At 42.4% G+C, this 24685-nt stretch carries 14 protein-coding genes; 9 read left to right on the top strand and 5 right to left on the bottom strand.

Annotated features, from left to right (window positions below; genetic code table 11):
- Positions 1-1954 precede the first annotated feature (1954 nt).
- The 7 genes from QCQ61_RS13285 (at position 1955) to QCQ61_RS13255 (ending at position 13436) form a co-directional block, all read left to right on the top strand.
- Positions 1955-3091, top strand: coding sequence for a DegT/DnrJ/EryC1/StrS family aminotransferase (locus QCQ61_RS13285; RefSeq protein WP_279448129.1), 1137 nt, complete (start codon positions 1955-1957; stop codon positions 3089-3091).
- A 4-nt stretch (positions 3092-3095) separates the two neighbouring features.
- On the top strand, positions 3096-5135 hold the full coding sequence (locus QCQ61_RS13280; RefSeq protein ID WP_279448128.1) for a polysaccharide biosynthesis protein: 2040 nt from the start codon (positions 3096-3098) through the stop codon (positions 5133-5135).
- Between the two features lie 1742 nt (positions 5136-6877).
- Positions 6878-7669 (top strand): polysaccharide biosynthesis/export family protein, encoded by a 792-nt coding sequence (locus QCQ61_RS13275; RefSeq protein ID WP_279448127.1) that lies wholly within the window; start codon positions 6878-6880, stop codon positions 7667-7669.
- A gap of 185 nt (positions 7670-7854) precedes the next feature.
- Complete coding sequence (locus tag QCQ61_RS13270) at positions 7855-8217, top strand: four helix bundle protein (RefSeq protein ID WP_279448126.1); 363 nt, start codon at positions 7855-7857, stop codon at positions 8215-8217.
- Between the two features lie 203 nt (positions 8218-8420).
- On the top strand, positions 8421-10787 hold the full coding sequence (locus tag QCQ61_RS13265) for a GumC family protein (RefSeq protein ID WP_279448125.1): 2367 nt from the start codon (positions 8421-8423) through the stop codon (positions 10785-10787).
- Between the two features lie 1457 nt (positions 10788-12244).
- Entirely contained in the window at positions 12245-12757 is a 513-nt protein-coding gene (azu, locus tag QCQ61_RS13260; protein ID WP_279448124.1) for an azurin, read from the top strand.
- A gap of 277 nt (positions 12758-13034) precedes the next feature.
- A complete protein-coding gene (locus QCQ61_RS13255) occupies positions 13035-13436 on the top strand; it encodes a hypothetical protein (RefSeq protein ID WP_279448123.1) in 402 nt (133 codons plus the stop codon).
- Between the two features lie 778 nt (positions 13437-14214).
- Here the strand turns inward: QCQ61_RS13255 and lplA are convergent.
- The gene (gene lplA, locus QCQ61_RS13250) at positions 14215-15213 is read right to left on the bottom strand and encodes a lipoate--protein ligase (RefSeq protein WP_279448122.1); all 999 of its coding nucleotides are present in this window, start codon (positions 15211-15213) and stop codon (positions 14215-14217) included.
- Positions 15214-15245: 32 nt separating this feature from the next.
- Here lplA and QCQ61_RS13245 point away from each other — a divergent pair, with 32 nt between their 5' ends.
- A complete protein-coding gene (locus QCQ61_RS13245; RefSeq protein ID WP_279448121.1) occupies positions 15246-15650 on the top strand; it encodes a hypothetical protein in 405 nt (134 codons plus the stop codon).
- Here QCQ61_RS13245 and QCQ61_RS13240 read toward each other — a convergent pair.
- On the bottom strand, positions 15599-17722 hold the full coding sequence (locus QCQ61_RS13240; RefSeq protein WP_279448120.1) for a TonB-dependent receptor: 2124 nt from the start codon (positions 17720-17722) through the stop codon (positions 15599-15601). The two genes, QCQ61_RS13245 and QCQ61_RS13240, sit on opposite strands and share 52 nt — an antisense overlap.
- Positions 17723-17835: 113 nt before the next feature.
- Here QCQ61_RS13240 and QCQ61_RS13235 point away from each other — a divergent pair, with 113 nt between their 5' ends.
- The gene (locus tag QCQ61_RS13235; protein ID WP_279448119.1) at positions 17836-19386 is read left to right on the top strand and encodes an NAD(P)/FAD-dependent oxidoreductase; all 1551 of its coding nucleotides are present in this window, start codon (positions 17836-17838) and stop codon (positions 19384-19386) included.
- A 1049-nt stretch (positions 19387-20435) separates the two neighbouring features.
- Here QCQ61_RS13235 and QCQ61_RS13230 read toward each other — a convergent pair.
- From QCQ61_RS13230 to QCQ61_RS13220, 3 genes are all read right to left on the bottom strand, one after another.
- Positions 20436-20864 carry an FKBP-type peptidyl-prolyl cis-trans isomerase gene (locus QCQ61_RS13230; protein ID WP_279448118.1) on the bottom strand — a complete coding sequence of 143 codons (429 nt, stop codon included), beginning with the start codon at positions 20862-20864 and terminating at the stop codon, positions 20436-20438.
- Between the two features lie 163 nt (positions 20865-21027).
- Positions 21028-21393, bottom strand: coding sequence for a response regulator (locus tag QCQ61_RS13225; RefSeq protein WP_279448117.1), 366 nt, complete (start codon positions 21391-21393; stop codon positions 21028-21030).
- A complete protein-coding gene (locus QCQ61_RS13220; protein ID WP_279448116.1) occupies positions 21386-24523 on the bottom strand; it encodes a PAS domain S-box protein in 3138 nt (1045 codons plus the stop codon). The genes QCQ61_RS13225 and QCQ61_RS13220 overlap by 8 nt, the downstream gene beginning before the upstream one ends.
- Between the last annotated feature and the right edge of the window lie 162 nt (positions 24524-24685).

The following is a 24685-nucleotide window of genomic DNA, read 5'->3' as shown; positions in this document are numbered from 1 at the left end:
GCGAGGCCGTAGGCCGTGGCAACCTCTACATGTCAGCACCTACCACAAAAAACACCAAACACAAAACCACCCCACAATCAACCCCTCAACTCTAAACTAAAAAATCAATCATTTCTAAAAAACACCTCTTTCCATATGTTGTCCCTACAGGACAATAGCTTACTCATCACTAATTTTTCTACCCATATGCCGTACCTACGGCACAGGCAATTAATTTTAACCTATTAAAACTAAAAACGAAGTAATAAAATCGCTCTAAAATATTGTAATCGCAGCAAAGCAATATCCAAATTTTCATTAAACCTATCTCGCCTGCCCGGCACGAAGTAGACGGGTCATTGCGAGGCCGTAGGCCGTGGCAACCTCTACATGATTGCACCTACCAAAGAAAACACAAAACCACCCCACAATCAACCCCTCAACTCTAAACTAAAAAATCAATCATTTCAAAAAAACCCATTTTTCCATATGTTGTCCCTACAGGACAATGGCTTACTCATCACTAATTTTTCTACCCATATGTTGTGCCTACGGCACAGGCAATTAATTTCAATCTATCAAAACTAAAAACGAAGTAATAAAATCGCTCTAAAATATTGTAATCGCAGCAAAGCAATATCCAAATTTTCATTAAACCTAACTCGCCTGCCCGGCACGAAGTAGTCGGGTCATTGCGAGGCCGTAGGCCGTGGCAACCTCTACATGATTACACCTACCACACCAAACACAAAACATACCCACCATCAACTCTCAACAAATCAACATCTTAACGAAAAAATTAAGCAATTCTAATAAACCCGGCATTACATATGTTGTCCCTACAGGACAATAGCTTACTCATCACTATTTTTTCTACCCATATGCCGTACCTACGGCACAGGCAATTAATTTTAACCTATCAAAACTAAAACGAAGTAATACAATCGCTCTAAAATATTGCGAGCGAAGCAAAGCAATACATCCAAATTTCAATTAAACATATCTCGCCTGCCCGGCACGAAGTAGTCGGGTCATTGCGAGCGCAGCGCAACAACCATTTCAAATTTTCATTAAACCTATCTCGCCTGCCCGGCACGAAGTAGACGGGTCATTGCGAGGCCGTAGGCCGTGGCAACCTCTACATGTCAGTACCTACCACACCAAACACAAAACATACCCACCATCAACCCCTCAACCAAACCCTCACGCATTTCAAAAAAACCCATCTTTTCATATGTTGTCCCTACAGGACAATGGCTTACTCACACTAATTTTTCTACCCATATGCCGTACCTGCGGCACTGGCAGTTAATTACAATCTATCAAAACTAAAACAAAATAATACAATCGCTCTCAAATATTGCGAGCGAAGCAAAGCAATACCTCCAAATCTTCATTAAACCTAACTCGCCTGCCCGGCACGAAGTAGACGGGTCATTGCGAGGCCGTAGGCCGTGGCAACCTCTACATGACAGCACCTACCACACCAAACACAAAAAAACCACAGTCAACCCCCAAAAAACATCCCCCCAACCCCCCTTCTAAGGGGGGAATAACCCACCTCCGCTTTAATCCTCCCCAATTTGTCCAATTAACCAATTACACAATTACACAATTAACCAGTTAAACAATCAACCAACAACCCACAACCCACAACCGCCAACCGACAACAGACAACCGACAACCGACAACCGATAACAGACACCCGCCAACCGCCAACCGCCAACCGCCACCCGACAACCGACAACAGACAACCGACAACAGACAACCGACAACCGCCAACCGCCAACCGCCAACCCACCAAAGAAAACACAAAAACCTTCCCCAACCCCAAAATATTAACCTAATTTTTCCTACATTTGCATCTCCCCGAAAGTCCATTTAACGCAATCACATAAATGGACTTGCCTATAACCATTAGCTTAATGTTTAAAATTGTTACAAACAGTTTTAAACCAAGCTAGCATATTATGCTATGAAAGAAAAGATTTATCTCTCGTCGCCACATATGGGCGGGACTGAACAAAATTATGTTCAAGATGCTTTTGACACTAACTGGATAGCCCCTCTGGGCCCCAATGTCAATGCTTTTGAGCTTGCTTTAGAATCTTACTTAAGCCAAGAGAGCCATGTCGCTGCTCTCAGTTCTGGCACTGCAGCTATCCATTTATCATTAATTATGCTTGGCGTTGGCCCGGGCGATGAGGTGTTATGCCAAAGCATGACCTTTTCCGCTTCTGCCAATCCGATCGTCTATCAAGGCGCAACTCCTATTTTTATAGACAGCGAGCCAGATACTTGGAACCTTTCTCCCCATTATTTAGAAGAAGCTATTAACGCGCGCATTGCCCTCGGCAAAAAGCCTAAGGCAATTATTGCGGTACATTTATATGGTATGCCTTATAAGGTAGATGAGGTGGCAGCAATAGCTAAAAAATACGATATTCCAGTTATAGAAGATAGTGCCGAAGCCTTGGGTAGTAGTTATAATGGACAAAAATGCGGCACCTTTGGCCATTTCTCCATACTTTCTTTCAATGGGAATAAAATAATTACCACCTCTGGTGGCGGAGCCTTGGCTACTAGAGATATATCCAATAAAAACCAAGCGCTCTTTCTAGCCACCCAAGCTCGCGATGATGCTCCCCATTATCAGCACAGCCACATTGGTTACAACTATAGAATGAGTAATATCTGTGCTGGTATTGGCAGAGGCCAGATGGAGGTGCTAGACGCTCATGTGGCGCTTAGAAGAGAAATGAACTTGTTTTATAAAGATCTTTTTTCTAACTTTAGTGAAATTAAGGTCTTTAAAGAATACAACAACAACCTTTTTAGCAACCATTGGCTTAGTTGTATTACCTTTAATAAACCCGATAAAAATAACAATCCTAATGCGCTAAGAGAATCATTAATGGCCGAAAACATTGAATCCAGACCCCTGTGGAAACCAATGCACTTACAGCCAGTTTTTAAAAACTCCCCATATTATGGCAATACAACCAGCGAAACCCTCTTTAATACAGGCCTCTGCCTGCCTTCTGGCAGTAACCTAGACCAAGGGGCTCGCGACCGTATTGCAAACGCTATCCTCAAATATTTTAAAAGATAGTATTATGGAAAAAAACATGAAGCTCACTTTTTTAAACAAACAGTACGCTGGAGTTCGAAACTTTGTTCTGGAGCAAAACTTCTTGCCTCGTTGGATGGTGGTGATCATAGATTTATCCCTCTGTCTCTTTGCATTTATTATTACAATCTTTATCCTTCGTAGCGTTCCAATTACCACCCCTACGGTATTGACCTTGATTGAAAAATCGCTTCTTATCCTGGTCGTTCAATTACTGTGCTTTAGTGTGTTTAGAACTTATTCGGGGATTATTCGTCACAGTACCTTTACCGATGTTTACAGAATAGCTTTGGCCTCGAGCTCAGTCTTTTTATTGACTATGGTAGGTAATAATGCCTATGCTTCCTATACCGGTCAACACGTATTTGCGGGTACGGGCCTTCTGTTATATACCTGCTTGTCTTTTGGGTTATTAATGGCCTTCCGTATTCTTGTAAAGGAAACCTATCGATTCTTAAGTAAAACCGCCTCCCAAAACTCTAAAAAGCGCATCTTGGTCTTTGGGGTTTCAGATACTAGTATCGGTTTGGCGCAATCTCTTATCGGCGATGCGCATTCTCCCTATCGTCCTGTAGCTTTTTTAAGCACCAGTGAAAAAGGTCATAATTTTAAAATAATGGACCTCCCCATCCTAACGTGTTGTGGTACCATTGAAAACGATTTAAAACGTATTAAGGAAAAATACAATGCCCAGGGTGTCTTGCTAGTGGGCGATACATTAAGCGTTCCCGAAAAAAATAACATCGTAGAAAAAACCTTTGCCGCTGGCCTAGAGGTGTATAACACGTTTATGCCCGAGAAATGGGACAAACTTTCTGATGTACATCTTAAAATTGCACCCTTGCAAATTGAAGATCTGCTGGAACGCGACCCGATAGAAATTGATTCAAACCTAATTTCTTCCGACCTTCAAGGCAAAACCATTTTGGTTACCGGAGGTGCGGGAAGTATTGGTGGCGAACTTGCCAAACAGATCGCGGCCTTTAAGCCTAAGAAAATGATAGTCTTAGACAATGCCGAGAGCGCCCTACACGCAATAGATCTTCACCTTAAAAAAAACTTCCCAAAATTAAAATATCAGTGCTACTTGGCAGACGTTACCCAAAAGGGACGGATGGAAGGTATTTTTGCAAAATTCCATTTTGATGTGGTATATCACGCCGCGGCCTACAAACATGTGCCAATGATTGAAAACCATCCTCGAGAGGGCATTCGCATCAATACAATGGGTACGCGCATTGTAGCTAAATTGGCCTGCGATTATGGTTGCGAACGCTTTGTGATGATTTCTACCGATAAAGCGGTAAATCCAAGTAATGTAATGGGCGCCACTAAACGAGCCGCCGAAATGTATGTACAGGCCTTACAACGCAAACCTGGGGTTACCACAAAATTTGTAACTACCCGCTTTGGTAATGTTCTGGGCAGTAACGGGTCTGTAATTCCATTCTTCAAAGAACAAATAAAAAATGGCGGCCCCGTAACCGTTACCCACAAAGATATTATCCGCTACTTTATGACCATTCAAGAAGCTTGTCAGTTAGTATTACAAGCCGGCACAATGGGAAAAGGAGGGGAGATTTTTGTGTTTGATATGGGCAAGCCGGTACGTATCCTCGATATGGCGGAGCGTATGATTAAACTAAGCGGTCTAAAACCTTATGACGATATCCCTATTGAAATTACAGGTCTTAGGGAAGGCGAAAAGCTTTACGAAGAACTTCTAAACGCTGGCGAATGCAGCCTTACAACTTTTCATCCCAAAATTATGGTCAGTGGAGTAGTGGAGTACGACTACGAATATATAAGCCAAGCCTTAAACAATTTAGACATACTGATAAACAAAGTAGTAAAAAAGCGGGAAATCATCAAAACCCTAAAACAACTCGTACCCGAATTTAAAAGCCAAAACTCCGTTTACGTCGATTTAGATTTATTAGAAAAACCCGTTGACGTCACCGTCCTTAACGGCCACACTCTCCCCTCCCAAAAACCAAAACCCATCCACGCCAAAACCGGTAATTAAACATTTCAGTACACCCAAAGTACCCCCTTCCTCATCAAGACTATTTCCCCTGCCCAGCACAAAGTAAACGGGTCATTGCGAGCGCAGCGCAACAACCATTTCAAATTTTCATTAAACCTATCTCGCCTGCCCGGCACGAAGTAGACGGGTCATTGCGAGGCCGTAGGCCGCGGCAACCTCTACATGTCAGCACCTACCACAAAAAACACAAAACACCGTCAACCTCAAACCAACCCACTTAATTATAATTAAAATTATCTCGCCTGCCCGGCACGAAGTAGACGGGTCATTGCGAGGGAGGCACGACCGCGGCAACCTCTACATGATTGCACCTACCATAGAAAACACAAAACACCGTCAACCTCAAACCAACCCTCCTAATTATAATTAAACCTATCTCGCCTGCCCAGCACGAAGTAAACGGATCATTGCGAGCGCAGCGCAACAACCATTTCGAATTTTCATTACACCTAACTCGCCTGCCCGGCACGAAGTCGACGGGTCATTGCGAGGGAGGCACGACCGCGGCAACCATTTCGAATTTTCATTAAACCTAACTCGCCTGCCCGGCACGAAGTCGACGGGTCATTGCGAGGGAGGAACGACCGTGGCAACCTCTACATGATTGCACCTACCAAAGAAAACACAAAACCACCCCACAATCAACCCCTCAACTCTAAACTAAAAAATCAATCATTTCTAATAAACCCGGCATTACATATGTTGTCCCTACAGGACAATGGCTTACTTTACTAATTTTTCTACCCATATGTTGTGCCTACGGCACTGGTAGTTAATTACAATCTATCAAAACTAAAACGAAATAATACAATCGCTCTAAAATATTGCGAGCGAAGCAAAGCAATATCCAAATTTTCATTAAACCTAACTCGCCTGCCCGGCACGAAGTCGACGGGTCATTGCGAGGGAGGAACGACCGTGGCAACCTCTACATGATTGCACCTACCAAAGAAAACACAAAACCACCCCACAATCAACCCCTCAACTCTAAACTAAAAAATCAATCATTTCTAATAAATCCGGCATTACATATGTTGTCCCTACAGGACAATGGCTTACTCATCACTATTTTTTCTACCCATATGTTGTGCCTACGGCACAGGCAATTAATTTTAACCTATTAAAACTAAAACGAAGTAATACAATCGCTTTAAAATATTGCGAGCGCAGCGCAACAACCATTTCAAATTTTCATTACACCTAACTCGCCTGCCCGGCACGAAGTCGACGGGTCATTGCGAGGGAGGCACGACCGCGGCAACCTCTACATGATTACCCCTACCACACCAAACACAAAAAAACCCACAATCAACCCACCAAAAACACCCACCCAACCCCCCTTCTAAGGGGGAAATAACCCATCTCCGCTTTAATCCTCCCCGATTTAACCAATTAACCAATTACACAGTCCCAACAACACACAACCGCCAACCGCCAACCGACAACCGACAACCGACAACCGACAACCGACAACAGACAACAGACAACAGACAACCGCCAACAGACAACCGCCAACAGACAACCGCCACCCGACAACCGACAACCGCCAACAGACAACCGCCAACAGACAACCGCCAACCCACAACCGACAACCCACAACCGACAACCGACAACCGCCACCCGACAACCGACAACCGACACCCGCCACCCGACAACCGAAAAAAAAACTTCCATAAATACTATTAGAAACCATATCTTTGCAAAAAATCAAATCAAATCAAATGAAGGGAATAAAAGCAGTGTTTAATAAACTTTTATTATTACTACTTATTACTGTTCTGGGAGCCTCTTGTGTTTCTCGAGAAAAAATTGTTTACTTCCAAGACCTAGAGCAGCAAAAAGCCTTGATGGATAGCATCCAAAACACTTTTAAAATACAACCAAACGACCTGTTAAACATCGTAGTCTCCGCCTACGATCTAGAAGCTGTTAGACCTTTTAATTTAATTAGTGAAACACGGCCTACAACAGGGTATGCTGGTTTAGCATCAGGTACTGCCCAACAACAAAACTACCTTACCGCCGAAGACGGCACCATCGATTTCCCGGTTTTGGGACGGATTAAAGTAGCCGGCCTAAGCCGTACGGAGTTGAGCGAAATGCTCGTTCAACGTATTTCGGAATATGTAAAGGATCCTATAGTAACCATACGCATCGTAAACTTTAAGGTAAGTGTATTAGGCGAAGTAGCCCGTCCCGGTACTTATAATGTAGAAGGGGAGCGGCTCACCTTGCCCGAAGCCCTTGGCTTGGCAGGCGATATGACAATCTTTGGCCGTAGGGACAATGTTTTGGTTATTCGCGACAATGGAGGCAGCAAGGAGTATAAGTATTTAGACTTTCGGGATTCCGATGTTTTAAACAGCGATTTCTACTACTTACAGCAAAATGATGTAGTATACGTTGAACCCAATAACGCCCAAATTCAAAGCAGTAGCTTTAACAGAAACACCAGCATCTATATCAGCGTAGCCTCGCTCTTGTTAAGTGTATTGGTAATTATTTTTAGATAACCCACAACCCACAACCCACAACCCACAACCGCCAACCCACAACCGCCAACCGACAACCGCCAACAGACAACCGACAACCGCCAACCGCCAACAGACAACAGACAACCGACAACCGCCAACAGACAACAGACAACCGACAACCGCCAACAGACAACAGACAACCGACAACCGACAACCGACAACCGATGAAATCCTACAAAGATCTCGACATTTACAATTTGGCTTTCGAATATAGCATTGAGGTACATCACGTCTCATTAAAAATGCCGAAATTTGAATTATACGAGCAAGGTAGCCAACTTAGAAGGTCGTCAAAAAGTATAAAAGATAATATTATTGAGGGTTATGGTAGAAAAGCATATAAAAATGATTTCATTAAATTTTTGACATATTCGCATGCGTCTTTACTTGAGTGTAAAGGTCAATTAGAAACGATTAACGAACTTTACAACATCCCAGAAATACCCGATTTAATAATAAAATATGATAACTTAGGTGCAAAAATTTTTACTTTTATAAAATATGTAGAAGAAAACTGGAGAACCTAACAACCCACAACAGACAACACCCAACAGACAACAGACAACAGACAACCGACAACCGACAACAGACAACAGACAACCCACAACCGCCAACAGACAACAGACAACAGACAACCGCCAACCCACAACCGACAACCGCCAACCGCCAACCCACAACCGACAACCGCCAACAGACAACAGACAACCGACAACAGACAACAGACAACAACATGCAAGACCTACCCCAAAACCCAAATGAAGAGCAGGAACTAACCCTCCGGGAGCAACTGGAAACATATTTGCGCTATTGGCCCTGGTTTATTATTGCGGTCTTATTGACCTTAACGGGTGCTTATATATACCTGCGTTATACCGTTCCTTCTTATAAGGTAACGGCTACCATCTTAATTAAAGATGAAAAAAGTAATGCCCTTACCGAACTTTCTGCTTTTCAGGACATGGGCTTGGCAGGGCTTTCTACCTCCGATTTCGATAATGAACTCGAAATCCTAAAATCCAAATCCCTTACCGAAAAAGTGGTGGAGGAGCTAAACTTACAGATTCGCTATTACAAAGAAGGGAACGTGCGCGATGCAGAAGTATTTAGCAATCGCCCCTTTAATGTAAAACTGCTTCCCACGTCGGAGAAGAGTGGTACTCCATTAGGATATTTATATATAGATCCACTTTCAACCACTACCTTTTCCCTTAAAGTTGAAGGTCAAAACAAGGAAACCCACAACTTCGGAGAACCAATAAGCTTTGATTGGGGCAGCATCATCGTCACTCCCAATCTCGCAGTTTTAAATAAAGGTGTTGAAGGCAACGAGCTACGAGTAAGCATCAGCAATAAAGATGCAGTTGTAGATAATCTTAGGCAAAATATTCAAGCTACACAGGTAAGTAAAAACAGTACCGTTATAGGTCTTGAATTGGTTTCTCCTGTGCCTGAAAAAGCAAAAGCTATTCTAGACGAATTAATACAGCAGTACAATGAGGATGCTATAGACGATAAAAACATGATTTCCCGCAATACAGCCGACTTTATTCAAAGCCGTTTGGAGATTATCACCACTGAGCTGGATAGTGTAGAAACTAACAAAGTGGAGTTTAAGGAAAGCAATAGGTTAACCGATATTGCTGCCGAAGGGCAATTATTCTTGGAAAACGCCAGTGAGTTTAACAAAAAACAATTGGAGGTCGAAACCCAGATCGCCTTGGTAAATACCATGCAGGAATACATAAATAACGGTAGCCCAGACAATCTTCTTCCAGCAAATCTAGGGGTTGAAAAAGAAGGTTTTGCCGAGGAAATAAGCCAGTATAACCAATTAATCCTTCAACGCAACAAGCTCTTACAAAGTAGCACCAGGAAAAACCCCTTGGTAATTGGCCTTGAAGATCAAATCGCTGGCTTGCGCGCCAACATTAAACAAAGCCTTTCCAATGTAAAAAACGGTTTACAAATTCAACGCAATAGATTAAATCAACAGGGCGCTAAAATAGGAGGGGCCATCTCGGCCATTCCAGAGAAGGAAAAACAGTTTAGAAGCATTAGCCGCCAACAGGAAATTAAGGAGGCATTATACCTTTACTTATTGCAAAAACGCGAGGAAACCGCTATCTCTTTAGCCGTTACTACCCCTAAGGCAAAAATTGTTGATAATGCGTATAGTTCTTCAAGCCCAGTATCGCCAAAAACGCAGATAATTCTTTTAGCAGCACTTATTTTAGGGCTGTTAATTCCGTTTCTCGTAATTTATATCCGCCAATTGTTGGATAACAAAATTAGAAACCGCGCCTACATTGAGCGCAATGGCGGCGACATCCCTATAGTTGGGGAAGTGCCTGAACTCAGTAAAAAGGATGACGAGCTAATTAAGGTAAACGATTACTCTATTCTTGCAGAGTCCTTTAGAATTCTCCGTACTAACCTCCAATATTTGGTATTAGACAAGCAAGAAGCAACAGAGCGGGGCAAGGTAATTTTTGTCACCTCTACGGTAAAGGGAGAGGGGAAAACCTTCGTTTCCTCCAACCTCGCCATCACTTTGGCAAACAGTGGTGCCAAAGTAGCCCTGGTGGGTGCAGACATTCGTAATCCGCAATTACAACGCTATATTCATCACGAATATATAAACAGTGGGGTAGTGGAGTATTTAGTATATAAAGATTCTACTGCCAAGGAGTATTTACAACCTTCAAAAATCCAGGACAACCTTTGGCTAATGATGAGTGGTACCATCCCCCCAAACCCTGCAGAGTTGTGGATGCAAAAAAGAGCCGGCGAACTTTTTAGCGAGCTCTCCAACCAATTCGATTATGTAGTGGTCGATACCGCCCCATCTATGTTGGTAACAGACACCCTTCTTATCAACAAATACGCAGACATTACCCTATACACCCTAAGAGCCGGCTACACCGAAAAGAAACTCCTAGATTTCCCAATAGAACAGGAAAAAACTAAAAAGCTAAAACACGTAGCATTTGTTCTTAACAACGTAAGCATGGCCAATTTCGGCTACGGCAACAAATACGGCTACACCTACGGCCAAAAGAAACAAACCTTCTGGCAAAAAGCCTTCGGCAAACGCTAATTAAATCCCAAGCAAACATCTAACATATAGCATCTACCAATTTTTCATTAAACCTATCTCGCCTGCCCGGCACGAAGCCGACAGGTCATTGCGAGCGCAGCGCAACAACCATTTCAAATTTTCATTAAACCTATCTCGCCTGCCCGGCACGAAGTAGACGGGTCATTGCGAGGCCGTAGGCCGTGGCAACCTCTACATGATTACACCTACCACACCAAACACAAAACATACCCACCATCAACTCTCAACAAATCAACATCTTAACTAAAAAATCAATCATTTCAAAAAAACCCATCTTTCCATATGTTGTCCCTACAGGACAATGGCTTACTCACACTAATTTTTCTACCCATATGCCGTACCTACGGCACTGGCAGTTAATTACAATCTATCAAAACTAAAACGAAATAATACAATCGCTCTCAAATATTGCGAGCGAAGCAAAGCAATACCTCCAAATCTTCATTAAACCTAACTCGCCTGCCCGGCACGAAGTCGACGGGTCATTGCGAGGGAGGCACGACCGTGGCAACCTCTACATGTCAGCACCTACCACACAAAACACAAAACCACCCCACAATCAACCCCTCAACCAAAACCTCACGCATTTCAAAAAAACCCGGCCTTACATATGTTGTCCCTACAGGACAATAGCTTACTCATTACTAATTTTTCTACCCATATGCCGTACCTACGGCACTGGCAGTTAATTACAATCTATCAAAACTAAAACGAAATAATACAATCGCTCTCAAATATTGCGAGCGAAGCAAAGCAATACCTCCAAATTTCAATTAAACATATCTCGCCTGCCCGGCACGAAGTAGTCGGGTCATTGCGAGCGCAGCGCAACAACCATTTCGAATTTTTATTAATACTATCTCGCCTGCCCGGGGCACGAAGTAGACGGGTCATTGCGAGGGAGGCACGACCGCGGCAACCTCTACATGACAGCACCTACTACACCAAACACAAAACCCCCACCACACCAAACACAAAAAAACCACAGTCAACCTCCCAAAAACATCCCCCCACCCCCCCTTCTAAGGGGGGAATAACCTACCTCGCCTATAATCCTCCCCAATTTGACCAATTAACCAATTAAACAGTTAAACAATTACTCAATCAACCAACAACCCACAACCGACAACAGACAACAGACAACAGACAACCGCCAACAGACAACCGACAACCCACAACAGCCAACCCACAACAGCCAACCCACAACCGACAACGGCCAACAGACAACCGCCAACAGACAACCGCCAACCGACAACCTCGACACGATCCCACCTACCACCACAAACACAATACATCTCAAATCTCAAAACAAATCTCCTCCTAAAAAAATGTTACAACATTCCTAAATTTTCACAATTCATAGCGCGTATATTTTGCAATCCTAAAAATAGAAGCTAATTTTGTCTCTAATTTATAATTAATCTAAATTCTATATAATGAAAAAGTTAATCTTAGTATTTATGGCCGCAGTTGCAATTAGTTGCGGCGACAACAAAAAAGAAGAAAAACCTGGAATTCAAATTGGTACCCAAGTGGAAGAAAAGGCTGCCCCAGCCGAAACTACTGACGATACAGTAGCCAATATTACCATAGAAGGAAACGACCAAATGAAATTCAACAAATCTGAAATTCGCGTTAAAGCTGGTCAAAAGGTAGTTCTAACCTTAAAACACGTAGGAACAATGGATGTTACTGTTATGGGCCACAACTGGGCACTGCTTACACAAGATGCCGATATGGCTGCTGTAGGTCAAGCTGCTGCTTCAGCAAAAGACTCAGACTATATCCCAACCGATATGACCGATAAAATTATCGCTCATACCAAAATGCTTGGTGGCGGCGAAACCGACACTATAGAGTTCGACGCTCCTGCCCCGGGGACCTATACATTTATGTGTACCTTCCCAGGCCACTACGCCTTAATGCAAGGTAAATTTATCGTAGAGTAATAAAAGCGATAAATCTTTCCTAGTGTCCAACAATACGCTAGAAACAGAATTACAAACTATATTAGACCAAACACAGTCTAATACTTTACTTAAAAAAGCTGCAATTCAATTGCGGCTTTTTTTATTCCTTCTTCCCACTAAATAATCCAAGTGGCAACCAAATTAAAAGAAACAAAAACTTCCCCGTCACCACTCCAATAATCGTAATTATCGCTGCTAGTATATAAAATATCAATTTCATTACAACAAATATCAAACTATCATTCCCAAATCATAAATGCATCTACCCACAACCGCCAACCGACAACCCACAACCGCCAACCCACAACCCACAACCCACAACCCACAACAGACAACAGACAACCGACAACCGCCAACCGAAAACAGACAACAGACAACCGACAACCGACAACAGACAACCGACAACAGACAACAGACAACCGACAACCGACAACCGACAACCGACAACAGACAACCGACAACCGACAACCGACAACCGAAAACAGACACCCCCCAACCAAACCCTCACGCATTTCAAAAAAACCCATCTTTTCATATGTTGTCCCTACAGGACAATGGCTTACTCATTACTAATTTTTCTACCCATATGCCGTACCTACGGCACTGGCAGTTAATTACAATCTATCAAAACTATAACGAAGTAATACAATCGCTCTAAAATATTGCGAGCGAAGCAAAGCAATACATCCAAATTTCAATTAAACATATCTCGCCTGCCCGGCACGAAGTAGTCGGGTCATTGCGAGGGAGGAACGACCGTGGCAACCTCTACATGATTGCACCTACCAAAGAAAACACAAAACCACCCCACAATCAACCCCACAACTCTAAACTAAAAAATCAATCATTTCTAAAAAACACATCTTTCCATATGTTGTCCCTACAGGACAATGGCTTACTCATCACTAATTTTTCTACCCATATGCCGTACCTACGGCACAGGCAATTAATTTTAATATACCAAAACTCAAACAAAGTAATACAATCGCTCTAAAATATTGCGAGCGAAGCAAAGCAATACATCCAAATTTCAATTAAACATATCTCGCCTGCCCGGCACGAAGTAGTCGGGTCATTGCGAGCGCAGCGCGGCAACCTCTACATGTTAACACCTACCACACCAAACACAAAACCACCTCACAATCAACTCCCTAAAAACATCCCCCCAACCCCCCCTTCTAAGGGGGTAATAACCCACATCGGCTTTAATCTTCAAAAACTTGAACAATTAACCAGTTACAAAGTTGAACAATTCAACTCTATTCCGTCCTTTCATCCTTTCGTCCTTTCATCCTTTCGTCCTTTGTGGTTAACCAATTAAACAGTTAAACAATTACACAATCAACAATCAAAAATCAACAGCCACCCACAACAGACAACAGACAACAGACAACAGACAACCCACAACCGCCAACCCACAACCGCCAACCCACAACCTAACTTCCCCCATAAACCAACTCAATAAACTCCGCCTTCCCAATATCTCCAAAATACTCCTTCACATCAACATCTTTCAGTACTTCCAAAATACCTTCCTTTTCATATCTATTTCCTATCAACAAGGCTTCAAGGTTTTCCGTGGGCTCCTTTCCGAAGAAATCCCCGAAAATCTTAAAGTCTTTTATATATCCCTTCTCCACAAAAATGCGTAAATCAATTTCCCCTATGGGAAAACGCTTGCTCCGCTGAATATTAAACTTTGGCGAACGCCCGTAGTTCCAATCCCAAGTATCGTACTTCTCTTCCTTTAATTTGTGTACTGCCTGCCATTCCTCCGCACTTAAATGATAGCTCTCAAACGGTTCGCTCTCTTCGTATAAGCCTTCTAATAAAAGCTGCCTAAAGGCTTCAATTTTTAAGGGCGTTTTTAAGTATTCCGAAATATTGGCCACACGGCTACGCACAGACTTATGACCTTTGGATTCTATTTTGCTCATCTTTACATTAAGCGCATTTACTACCTCTCCCAAGTTGGTGTCCAGTAGGAGCGTCCCGTGACTTACCATTCGCTTTCCAGTAGAAAACTGCGCGGTTCCGGAAATCTTTTTCTCTTCTACCTGTATGTCGTTTCTCCCTTTTAATTCGGCATCAAGCCCTAAGCTCTTCAGCACTTTTATAACGGGCGCGGTAAACTTTTTAAAATTGTTTAAGCTCTTTATATCGTGATTGGTGATAAAACTAAAATTGAGATTCCCATAATCGTGATACACGGCACCGCCACCCGATATTCTGCGTACTACATGGATTTTATTCTTATCCACATACTCGTGATTTATCTCCTCTAGGGTGTTTTGGTTTCTACCGATTATAATGGAAGGTTCGTTGATATAAAACAGTAAATAATCGTGTTCGGCGCTAAAATTTCGCAATGCGTATTCCTCCAGTGCCAAGTTTAAACGCGGATTAGTATTGTTCTCGTTCTCTATAAAAATCATTGTAATGTAGTTTTATACAAAGATAATTAATTGTGATAAGCACAACCCAATTCCCAATCCCAAAAAACAACCCATCCTTTCCCCATGAACTTCCAGCTTCCAACTCCCAACAGCCAACAGACAACAGACAACCCACAACAGACAACCGCCAACCGCCAACCGCCAACCGTCAACCGACAACAGTCAACCGCCAACAGACAACAGACAACAGACAACCGACAACCGCCAACAGACAACCCACAACCGACAACAGACAACCGACAACAGACAACCGCCAACCGCCAACCCACAACCGCCAACCGCCAACCGCCAACAGACAACCGACAACAGACAACAGACAACCCACAACCGCCAACAGACAACCCACAACCGACAACCGCCAACCTCACAACCACAAACTCACCACTCCATACCAATTTCGAGGCAACCCGGGATAATAATACCGTGGTTCAGAAGTACCGAAACTAGTGGCGTTTATTAAAATGGAAGAAGCGTATTTTTTATTGCCTATATTATTTACGCCCAAATGCAATTGCAATTGTAACCGCTTGCCTAATTCCTGCGTATAGGTAGTCTTTAAATTATAAACAGTGTAAGCATCAGAATATAACGAATTACTATCGGTCATCGGCATTTCTCCAACGTGCAGAAAATTAGCGTTTAATGTAAATTGATTAAAGTTTGAGTTTAAGCCTCCACTTACTTTTAATGCCGGTACCCCCGTGAGCTTCTTCTGCGAATAATCACTTTCCCCGTCTGTAAAATCAATAAATCTATGCCGCGTAAATTCCGAATTTATATACGGTGAAATAGTAAACTCCCTACCCATTTTCTGAAAATAACGCACCCCAATTTCAATACCCTTATGATGGGTCTTTCCGGCATTTCTGCCAATATACTGGTCCTCTCCAATTCGGTCTGCAACCAACAGATCGGTTATACTCAAAAAATAAGCTGCAACTTCTAGGGAAAGCTTTCGGTTAAAGAGAAATACATTGCTTCCCACTTCATAATTATACCCCTTTGCAGGGCCGAGGGTCGGATTGATAATTCCATCTGGGGTAAGGGTTTCTTCTAGGGAAGGATAGTTAAACCCGCGACTAAAACTAAAATATCCAAGCAGGTTTTCACTAAACGTATAATGTAAATTTACGCTGGGGGCCAAAATAGGCTTAAAGTTTCTGTCTGCACTTTTATTGGCCGCTCCAGTATTAAAATGATCTCTATAGGTGTATTCCGTTGCGTTAAAGTTAAGCCCCACTTGGGTTTTAAGCTTTTTTAAAAACACTGTGGTAATTGTGGCAAAAGCATTAAAATTACTTCTAAGTTCCAAATTTTCACTAGCTACCGAACCTTCCAAACTGCCGTTGCCATTGTTTTCTTCATATAGATTTTCTATGGTTTTCCAATTGTATTCATCTTTGTAATATTCGCTCCCCAAACTAAAGGTAACGACTTTCTTCAACAGCTTAAAATCGCCGGTAAATACTGTTCGGGCACCGTAGCCATGGGTGTATTCATCCAAAATATTAAATGGCCGGGGCTCGTAATGGTCTAAATAACTATAAAAAACACTACTGCTATTGCTGAGGTTTTCAGAAAACTGATGTGTAAAACCGATACCAATTAAGGTTTGCCGATTGTCTTCAAAGCCCTGTGCGGCCTTCCAGCTAAAAGCGGCCTGCGTAGGGTCTTCCTCAAAGGCGGTCTTCCCGATGGAGCTGGGTATCTGCGCGTAATAATCTGTGTATTTTGCCAATAGCGATACGGTGCAATGTCGGTTAAATTTATAACTCGAATTTAGTAGCAGCGCCTTTCTATTGTAATAATTGTTTTCCTTAAATCCCTGCGTCTGCAGATGATCGTACTTTAGGTTTACGGCCCACTTTTCCGTAGCAGTTGCCACGGCAATCGTATTTTTAAAAAGCTCAAATGAGCCAAGGGTTAAGCTACTATTAAATTCAGTTTTCCCCGCTGCTACCTCTTTTGAAGTGAGCAAAATGGTACCCCCTAAATTAGTGCCGTATGCAGTGGCTTTCGGACCTTTTACAATTTCTACTGCCTCCAAATATTCGGGATCGTAACTATCAATCGCCGTTTCCCCACCGCCATTTGTAATGGGGATGCCGTTAAAATATGCGCGAATTTTATTGGTGCCATAAAGCGTTCGCGATCCCACCCCTCTAATCGTAATTCTATTGGTGTTAATGGCCCCACGCTGAATATACACTCCCGGGATTTCGTTTATTGCCGAAACTAGCTCAACGGGACTATAGGCTTCTATTTTTTCGGTGGAAAGAATCGCTGTAGGGATAATTATATTGGCATTGGACCTGCTTAGCGAATCCTTTCTTCCAAAACCTGCCACTTGCACTTCTTCTAAATATTGAAATTTTAAATCGGTACTATCCTTTGCTTTGTCATTCTTTCTGTCGTCTTGTGCCACTGCGCCATAGCTAATTGTGGCTATTAATAGAAATATAAAAATTTTATAAGGTGAAGTCTTCATACAGTTTTACAATTTCAGTGGATTTCTTCTAACAAATTAAAACACGCAACACGTATTCAATAATCCACCTTCCATTATACAAAGTAACGAATTAACATTTACCTTTGCTCCTCATGAGCAGATTGGTTGCTATTTCCGTTTTACCGCATCAACAAGAGGATAATGCCTTTATTCTAGACCTTGCGCTGGAAAAGGCAAAACTCCGAAAGGGCGCTATAAGCGATTGGCGAATTCGCAAACGCTCCATCGATGCGCGTCGTAAGCCTATAAAAATAAACCTACAGCTTGAGTTGTGGTTACAGGGCGAAACGCGCGAAACCATTCCGCCCTTTATTCCTCAAAATGTAAAGGAAGCTAAACCGGTTGCTATCATTGGCGCTGGTCCCGCCGGACTTTACGCGGCACTTCGGGCGCTGGAGGCGGGATTAAAACCTATAGTATTTGAACGTGGAAAAGACGTCCGCGAACGCCGAAGAGATTTAGCGGCAATAAATAAAGACCACCGTGTAAACCCAGAAAGCAATTACTGCTTTGGCGAAGGAGGGGCCGGCACTTATTCCGACGGTAAGCTTTATACCCGATCCAAAAAGCGCGGCAATGTTCTCAAGGCTTTGGAGTGGTTTGTACACTTTGGAGCCGATCCATCAATTCTCGTTGATGCCCATCCGCATATTGGCACCAATAAGCTGCCAAAAATTATAAGTAGCATGCGGGAGGCCATTATAGAAAATGGGGGAGAAGTACACTTTAATTCAAAATTAACCGATTTAAAAGTGGAGGCGGAGGCTATTAGTGCTATTCAAATTAATAATGAAACTTGGTTTCCCTTTAAAAACGTAATCCTTGCCACGGGCCATTCCGCACGCGATATCTTTTATCTACTACATGCAAAAAACATCGCAATTGAAGCGCAACCTTTTGCTATTGGCGTACGGGTAGAGCATCAGCAGGCGTTAATAGATTATATTCAATATCACGGCAATGACGATAACCCGTATCTACCGCCAGCCAGCTATTCCTTGGTCACCCAGGTAGATGGTCTTGGAGTGTATTCCTTTTGTATGTGCCCCGGCGGAATTATTGCTCCCTGTGCCACTGCTCAGGACGAAGTGGTAACCAACGGTTGGAGCCCGAGCAAACGCAACAATCCATACGCCAACTCAGGTATAGTGGTAAGTGTTTCGCCCAAAGATCTGCCAAATTATACACCAGGCGATCCATTTGTTTGCTTAAACTTTCAAAAAGAAGTAGAGCAGCGCTGTTGGGAAGCAGGAGGGAAGACCCAAAAAGTCCCCGCCCAACGGATGATAGATTTTGTGGAAGGTAGAATATCCGAAGACTTCCCAAAAACATCCTATCAACCCGGAATTGTTTCTGCCGACTTAAACAAAGTACTTCCCCCATTACTCTCAAAACGTCTCAAAAAGGCATTCGTAGATTTCGGCAATAAAATTAACGGCTATTATACCAACCAAGCCGTACTACACGCCCCTGAAAGTAGAACCTCTTCCCCAATAAATATCCCCCGAAACCCCGATACCTTAGAACACCGCGAAATAAAAGGCCTATATCCCTGCGGCGAAGGCGCTGGCTACGCCGGTGGCATCATCTCCGCCGCCATAGACGGCATTAACTGCATAGACGCCATCGCCAAAAAACAATAACCAACCGCCAACCGCCAACAGACAACCGCCAACCGCCAACAGACAACAGACAACAGACAACCCACAACCCACAACCCACAACAGACAACAGACAACCGCCAACAGACAACAGACAACAGACAACCGACAACCGACAACAGACAACCGACAACCGCCAACAGACAACCCACAACCGACAACTCACAACCGACATTAGACACCCGACACCCCTCAACTCTAAACTAAAAAAACCAATCATTTCCAAAAAACCCGGCTTTTCATATGTTGTCCCTACAGAACAATGGTTTACTCATTACTATTTTTTCTACCCATATGTTGTGCCTACGGCACAGGCAACTAGTTTCAATCTATCAAAATTGAAACGAAGTAATACAATTGCTCAAAAATATTGCCAGCGAAGCAAAGTAATCCATCCAAATTTCAATAAAACCTAACTCGCCTGCCCAACACGAAGTAGACGGGTCATTGCGAGCGCAGCGCAACAACCATTTCGAATTTTTATTGATACTAACTCGCCTGCCCGGCACGAAGTAGACGGGTCATTGCGAGGGAGGCACGACCGCGGCAACCTCTACATGCTAGCACCTACCACTAAAAACACAAAAAAACCCACAATCACCCCCTAAAAACATCCCCCCAACCCTCTTTCTAAGGGGGAAATAACCCATCTCCGCTTTAATCCTCCCCGATTTAACCAATTAACCAATTACACAGTCCCAACAACACACAACCGCCAACCGACAACCGACAACAGACAACCGACAACCGCCAACCGACAACCGCCAACCCACAACCGCCAACCCACAACCGCCAACCGACAACAGACAACCGACCACCGACAACAGACACCCGACAACCGCCAACCGACAACCGCCAACCGCCAACCGACAACCGCCAACCGACAACCCACAACCGACAACCGCCAACCGACAACCGCCAACCGACAACCGCCAACCCACAACCGACAACCGACAACAGACACCCGACAAAAAAAAGCCCCTCCATTACAGAGAAGCTTTTCTTAATTATTCAGTATTAGTGCTAGTAATCTACTTTATTTCAAGTAATTCCAGTTCAAAGGTCAAGTCTTGTCCAGCCAAAGGGTGGTTGGCATCTACAATAATAAAATCGTCCTTTACATCTGCAACACGCAACTGACGCTCAGTTCCATCAGGATTTTTAGATACTAACCCCATCCCAACCTCAGGCTTTATTTCCTGTGGTAAGTTTTCATTGGGTATCTTCTGGAATAGCTCTTTTTGAACTTCCCCGTATGCCTCTTCTTTTGGAATGGTAATGGTCTTCTTTTCATTAACCTTCATTGCTACCAATCCTTTTTCAAAACCAGGAATAAGTCGGCCTTCACCCAATTTTACTTCCAATGGCTCGCGCTGCACAGAACTGTCGAACACCTGCCCGTCATTTAATTTTCCCGTGTAGTGAAGTTTTACGGTTTCATTTCCTTGTACTTGACTCATAATATTTGTTTTTTTCGATTATTTAATCAATAAGTTGGCAAAACTATGGGTTTGAGTTGCCAATTCCACAGAATAATGCCTAAATATAACAGATTAAGGAAAAATTAACGTATCGGTTTCCGCTGCGTTATTATAAAAAATAATTGCGGATTATGCTTTGTGATTAGCCAACTAAAGAGGAAAGGACTTCTATTTTTAAAGGTTTTAATAAGTACGAAAGTACCTCCGCGTTTTCTTTTGCTTTTATAATATCGGTATTATCTACGGAAGAGGTGAGTATATGTATCTGTAAGTTGCGCTCAATTTTTTCCTTTCTGATGTTTGCTATAAATTCCCACCCATTCATCTCTGGCATATGAATATCTAAAAAAACAAGATACGAATCAGTTTGATGCTCACGAATATATTCCAGCGCCTCAACACCGCTTTTTAGAGCCGTAATGGGCAAATCTGGAAATTGCGACTTAATTACCCTTGTATTAATCAAGTTAATGATAGGGTCGTCGTCAATTAATAATATTTCACGCATCTTCGTTTTCAATGGTATTTATTTTATGCGTTATCTTATGAATAACCTCATCGAGCTCATGGGCGGCATCAGAAATCATTTTAAAAATTTCATTGGTCGCCTGGTCCTTATCCTCAAGCTCCGAAAGATATATCAATCCCATGATTTTGGAAAGTGGGGCCCTAATTACGTGCGACTGCATCCAAGCAATTTCACGTAAATTAGTATTCTGTCTTTTTATTTGCTCCAGTTGCTGCCGCGATATGGTAACATTTAAGGCCGAACCAATAGATCTAATCGGATTGCCCTCTTCGTCTCGTATAATATAGCACCTATCTACAAAATATGCAATACTCCCATCCTCTTTAAGCAGTCTGTATTCCCTTTCCCACGATTTTTTTTCTTTATTGCGGAAAGCGGTTTGCAACGACTCCCATAAATCGGGTAGATCTTCCGGATGTACATTTCCAAACCACGAATTGTCTATTACAAAAGGTTCGCTGGTGTCGTAATGCAAAGTGCCTTCATACCCCTTACCCCGCGAAACAGTTTGTTTTTGATGGTCTATTTCCCAGATCATTTCGTTGCTGGCTTGCATTGCCAACCTAAACCGTTCATTGCTATAGGCTAACTGTTGTTGGATTTCCTTGCTCTCGTTTATATCCTGTATGGTACCTTCCAGCCGGGCTGGTTTGCCTGCGTCGTCTAGTATTAAGCGAGCTTCCTGACGTACCCATCTAACTTCGTTTGTCGCAGTTATAATGCGGTGTTCAAAACTTTTAACCTGCCCGGGTTTAAGTGAATCAACAATAATATTATCTAGAAATAAATGCCGGTCAGAAGGATGAAAAGTACGCGCAATATTCTCTAAAGTAGGGGTGAAGTTTGAAACTGTGTACCCAAATATAGCGTACATTTCTTCACTCCAATCTGATAAATCGGTATCTAAATTTCTACTCCAATACCCTAACTTCGCAATTTTTTGTGCATTCCGTAATCGCAAATACGCGGCTTCTAAACTTTGTTCTGCAATTTTTTGTTCCGTAATATCCTTGGCAACCGCCACAATAACCTTAGCTTCCTTATTGATTGTAGCACTCCATCGCAACCATTTTATTGCTCCACTTTTTGTTCTTAACTTAGATTCAAATGAACTTATACTATCGGGATTGGTCTTTAATATCTCTATAAACGCAGCCCTGTCTTCCTTGAAAATTACATATTTTAAAATCGGACTGTTCTTTATCTCCGCATTGGTATAGCCCAATAAATTCTTAAATGCCTTGTTGTATTTTATTAGGGTGCCATCCAAACCAACCAAACAATGTGGATCTGGCGAAATATCGAAGAAGTTATGATATTCCTCCGCTATCATTTTCTGCTTTACCACGGCGCCTATCTGTTGCCCTACGTCCACCAAAATTTTAAGATATTCTGACAGATACTGATCTTCAAATTGTGAAAAACAGATAATACATCCCAAAAATTCTTCGTTAAAAATAATGGGTATGCCTATAGCCGAATTTAAATTGGTGATATCTGCAGCATCAGTCCGAACAAAAGTGTTGCAATTTTGAATATCCTGCCATATAAACGATTCTTTAGATTGCCATATATGCCCCGGATATCCACTGCCTATCTTAAAACTGTGAACCTCTTTCGAGCTGTCGTAAAACTCGTTAAGTGCAATATCCTGTTGCCATTTTGAAATTAAATTCAACGTCGCGCTGTCTTCCGAAATTAGCCAAGCTTCGCTAATATGAATTCCCGATAACTTAATCAATTCCTTTAAGGCCTCCGTCAAACAAGTGGATAACGACCCAGGGCCATTAATGTGTTTGGTGAGGGAGGCTACAAGTTCCTTTCCTAGGTTTTTTTCAACCTCTGGGGTTACATCCTTCGTATTTGCCACAATGCCGTTTATGGCTGGGTCTTGAAGATGGTTCGTTAATTCAGTTTGTATCCACCGCCAATTTCCATGGACATCCGGAAACCTAAAAGGGGCAATAGATACTCTTTCCGTTGTTAAAATTTCCTCCAGATGTTTTAATAAGCGGGGCGCATCTTCTTCATATATAAAATCGAATGCATTTTTACCTATAAAATCTTTTGGCGGAATACCCAGTACTTTAGTCGAATTCGGGGCTACATAGGTATAAAATCCTTCCTTGTTAATAATGGCAATTAAATCGGTTCCATTTTGAACGAGCGACCTAAACCGTGCCTCACTATCTATTAACTTTTGCTGTGCCTGCTTCGCTTTAATAACATGTCCCAAATTGGATGCGAGGTTTTTTAAAAGCGCTAATTCATGTTCCTTATACCTTCGTTCATGTACGCAGTCGTCTATTCCAATAAACCCGCTAAATTCCCTGTTAATCATCACGGGAAGCACTAAAATAGACCGTATGTTCTGTTTTTGTAAAATGTGCTTTATAGGGGTGTTGGGCAGTTCTGATACAATGGCCTCAAACAATTTACCTTCCTGTAACTGGTTTATAAATAGTGGAAACTGGGAGTAGGGTATATGCTGCAGCTCCGGATTGTCTATTTGCATATCGCTGCTATCCCGAACCCATTCAAGACGCTGGGAGGTGGTATTCTTCTCTAAATTATTCTGAAAAAAATAAACCCTATCTATTTCAAGCGTATCGCCCACAATTTGAAAACAACGGTTTAAAGCCACTACCCAATTTTCCGACCGTAACAATAGCTGATTCAGCTCTCCAATTATTGCCAGATATTGCTTTTGCTCACTAATTCGCTTTTCCTGTAAATAGTGCTCCGTTAAATCTATGGCAGTAACTATATCTGCCTGCCTGCCTTTAAAATGAAGTAGATTGCTTTTTATTTGAACCCGAATAAGACTTCCATCTTTTTTTTGGTGAACATACAGATAGTCTTTGTATTGTTTTGTTCTAGCCCGCGTTTCCTTTACCGCCTTTAATAATCTCGGAATTTCCTCTTCAGGCCTAATGTCTTTTATGGTCATCGACATAAATTCCGCTTCCGAATAGCCATAATGCTTTATTGCCTCTTGATTTACCGCTAAAAACCGAAGTGTTTCAACGTCGTAAATCCACATAGGGAAAGGGTATAGATCAAATATTTCCTGATCTGGGAAATTGTATTTCTCAATAGAACTGCTCATAGATAAAAATGGTTGTTTTAAGCGAAAAAGCTATACCGGTAAATACCTATAAAACAAATTGAATTGAAATCGATGTTTGCCGAAATGGCTAATAATTACATTTTCGAAGAAGAGAAATGGATGCCAACCAATTGTTGTGGCACCTGAAAATGAATTTGCAAA

Source organism: Aequorivita marisscotiae (genome assembly GCF_029814825.1).
Taxonomy (GTDB): Bacteria; Bacteroidota; Bacteroidia; order Flavobacteriales; family Flavobacteriaceae; genus Aequorivita; species Aequorivita marisscotiae.
This window is presented reverse-complemented; position numbering and strand designations above follow the sequence as displayed.

Coding starts and splice junctions, on each gene's coding strand:
- QCQ61_RS13270 (WP_279448126.1), top strand. CDS start 7,855: ATGAAATCCTACAAAGATCTCGACATTTACAATTTGGCTTTCGAATAT.
- QCQ61_RS13220 (WP_279448116.1), bottom strand. CDS start 24,523: ATGAGCAGTTCTATTGAGAAATACAATTTCCCAGATCAGGAAATATTT.
- QCQ61_RS13265 (WP_279448125.1), top strand. CDS start 8,421: ATGCAAGACCTACCCCAAAACCCAAATGAAGAGCAGGAACTAACCCTC.
- azu (WP_279448124.1), top strand. CDS start 12,245: ATGAAAAAGTTAATCTTAGTATTTATGGCCGCAGTTGCAATTAGTTGC.
- QCQ61_RS13255 (WP_279448123.1), top strand. CDS start 13,035: ATGCATCTACCCACAACCGCCAACCGACAACCCACAACCGCCAACCCA.
- QCQ61_RS13280 (WP_279448128.1), top strand. CDS start 3,096: ATGGAAAAAAACATGAAGCTCACTTTTTTAAACAAACAGTACGCTGGA.
- QCQ61_RS13230 (WP_279448118.1), bottom strand. CDS start 20,864: ATGAGTCAAGTACAAGGAAATGAAACCGTAAAACTTCACTACACGGGA.
- QCQ61_RS13275 (WP_279448127.1), top strand. CDS start 6,878: ATGAAGGGAATAAAAGCAGTGTTTAATAAACTTTTATTATTACTACTT.
- QCQ61_RS13285 (WP_279448129.1), top strand. CDS start 1,955: ATGAAAGAAAAGATTTATCTCTCGTCGCCACATATGGGCGGGACTGAA.
- QCQ61_RS13235 (WP_279448119.1), top strand. CDS start 17,836: ATGAGCAGATTGGTTGCTATTTCCGTTTTACCGCATCAACAAGAGGAT.
- QCQ61_RS13240 (WP_279448120.1), bottom strand. CDS start 17,722: ATGAAGACTTCACCTTATAAAATTTTTATATTTCTATTAATAGCCACA.
- lplA (WP_279448122.1), bottom strand. CDS start 15,213: ATGATTTTTATAGAGAACGAGAACAATACTAATCCGCGTTTAAACTTG.
- QCQ61_RS13225 (WP_279448117.1), bottom strand. CDS start 21,393: ATGCGTGAAATATTATTAATTGACGACGACCCTATCATTAACTTGATT.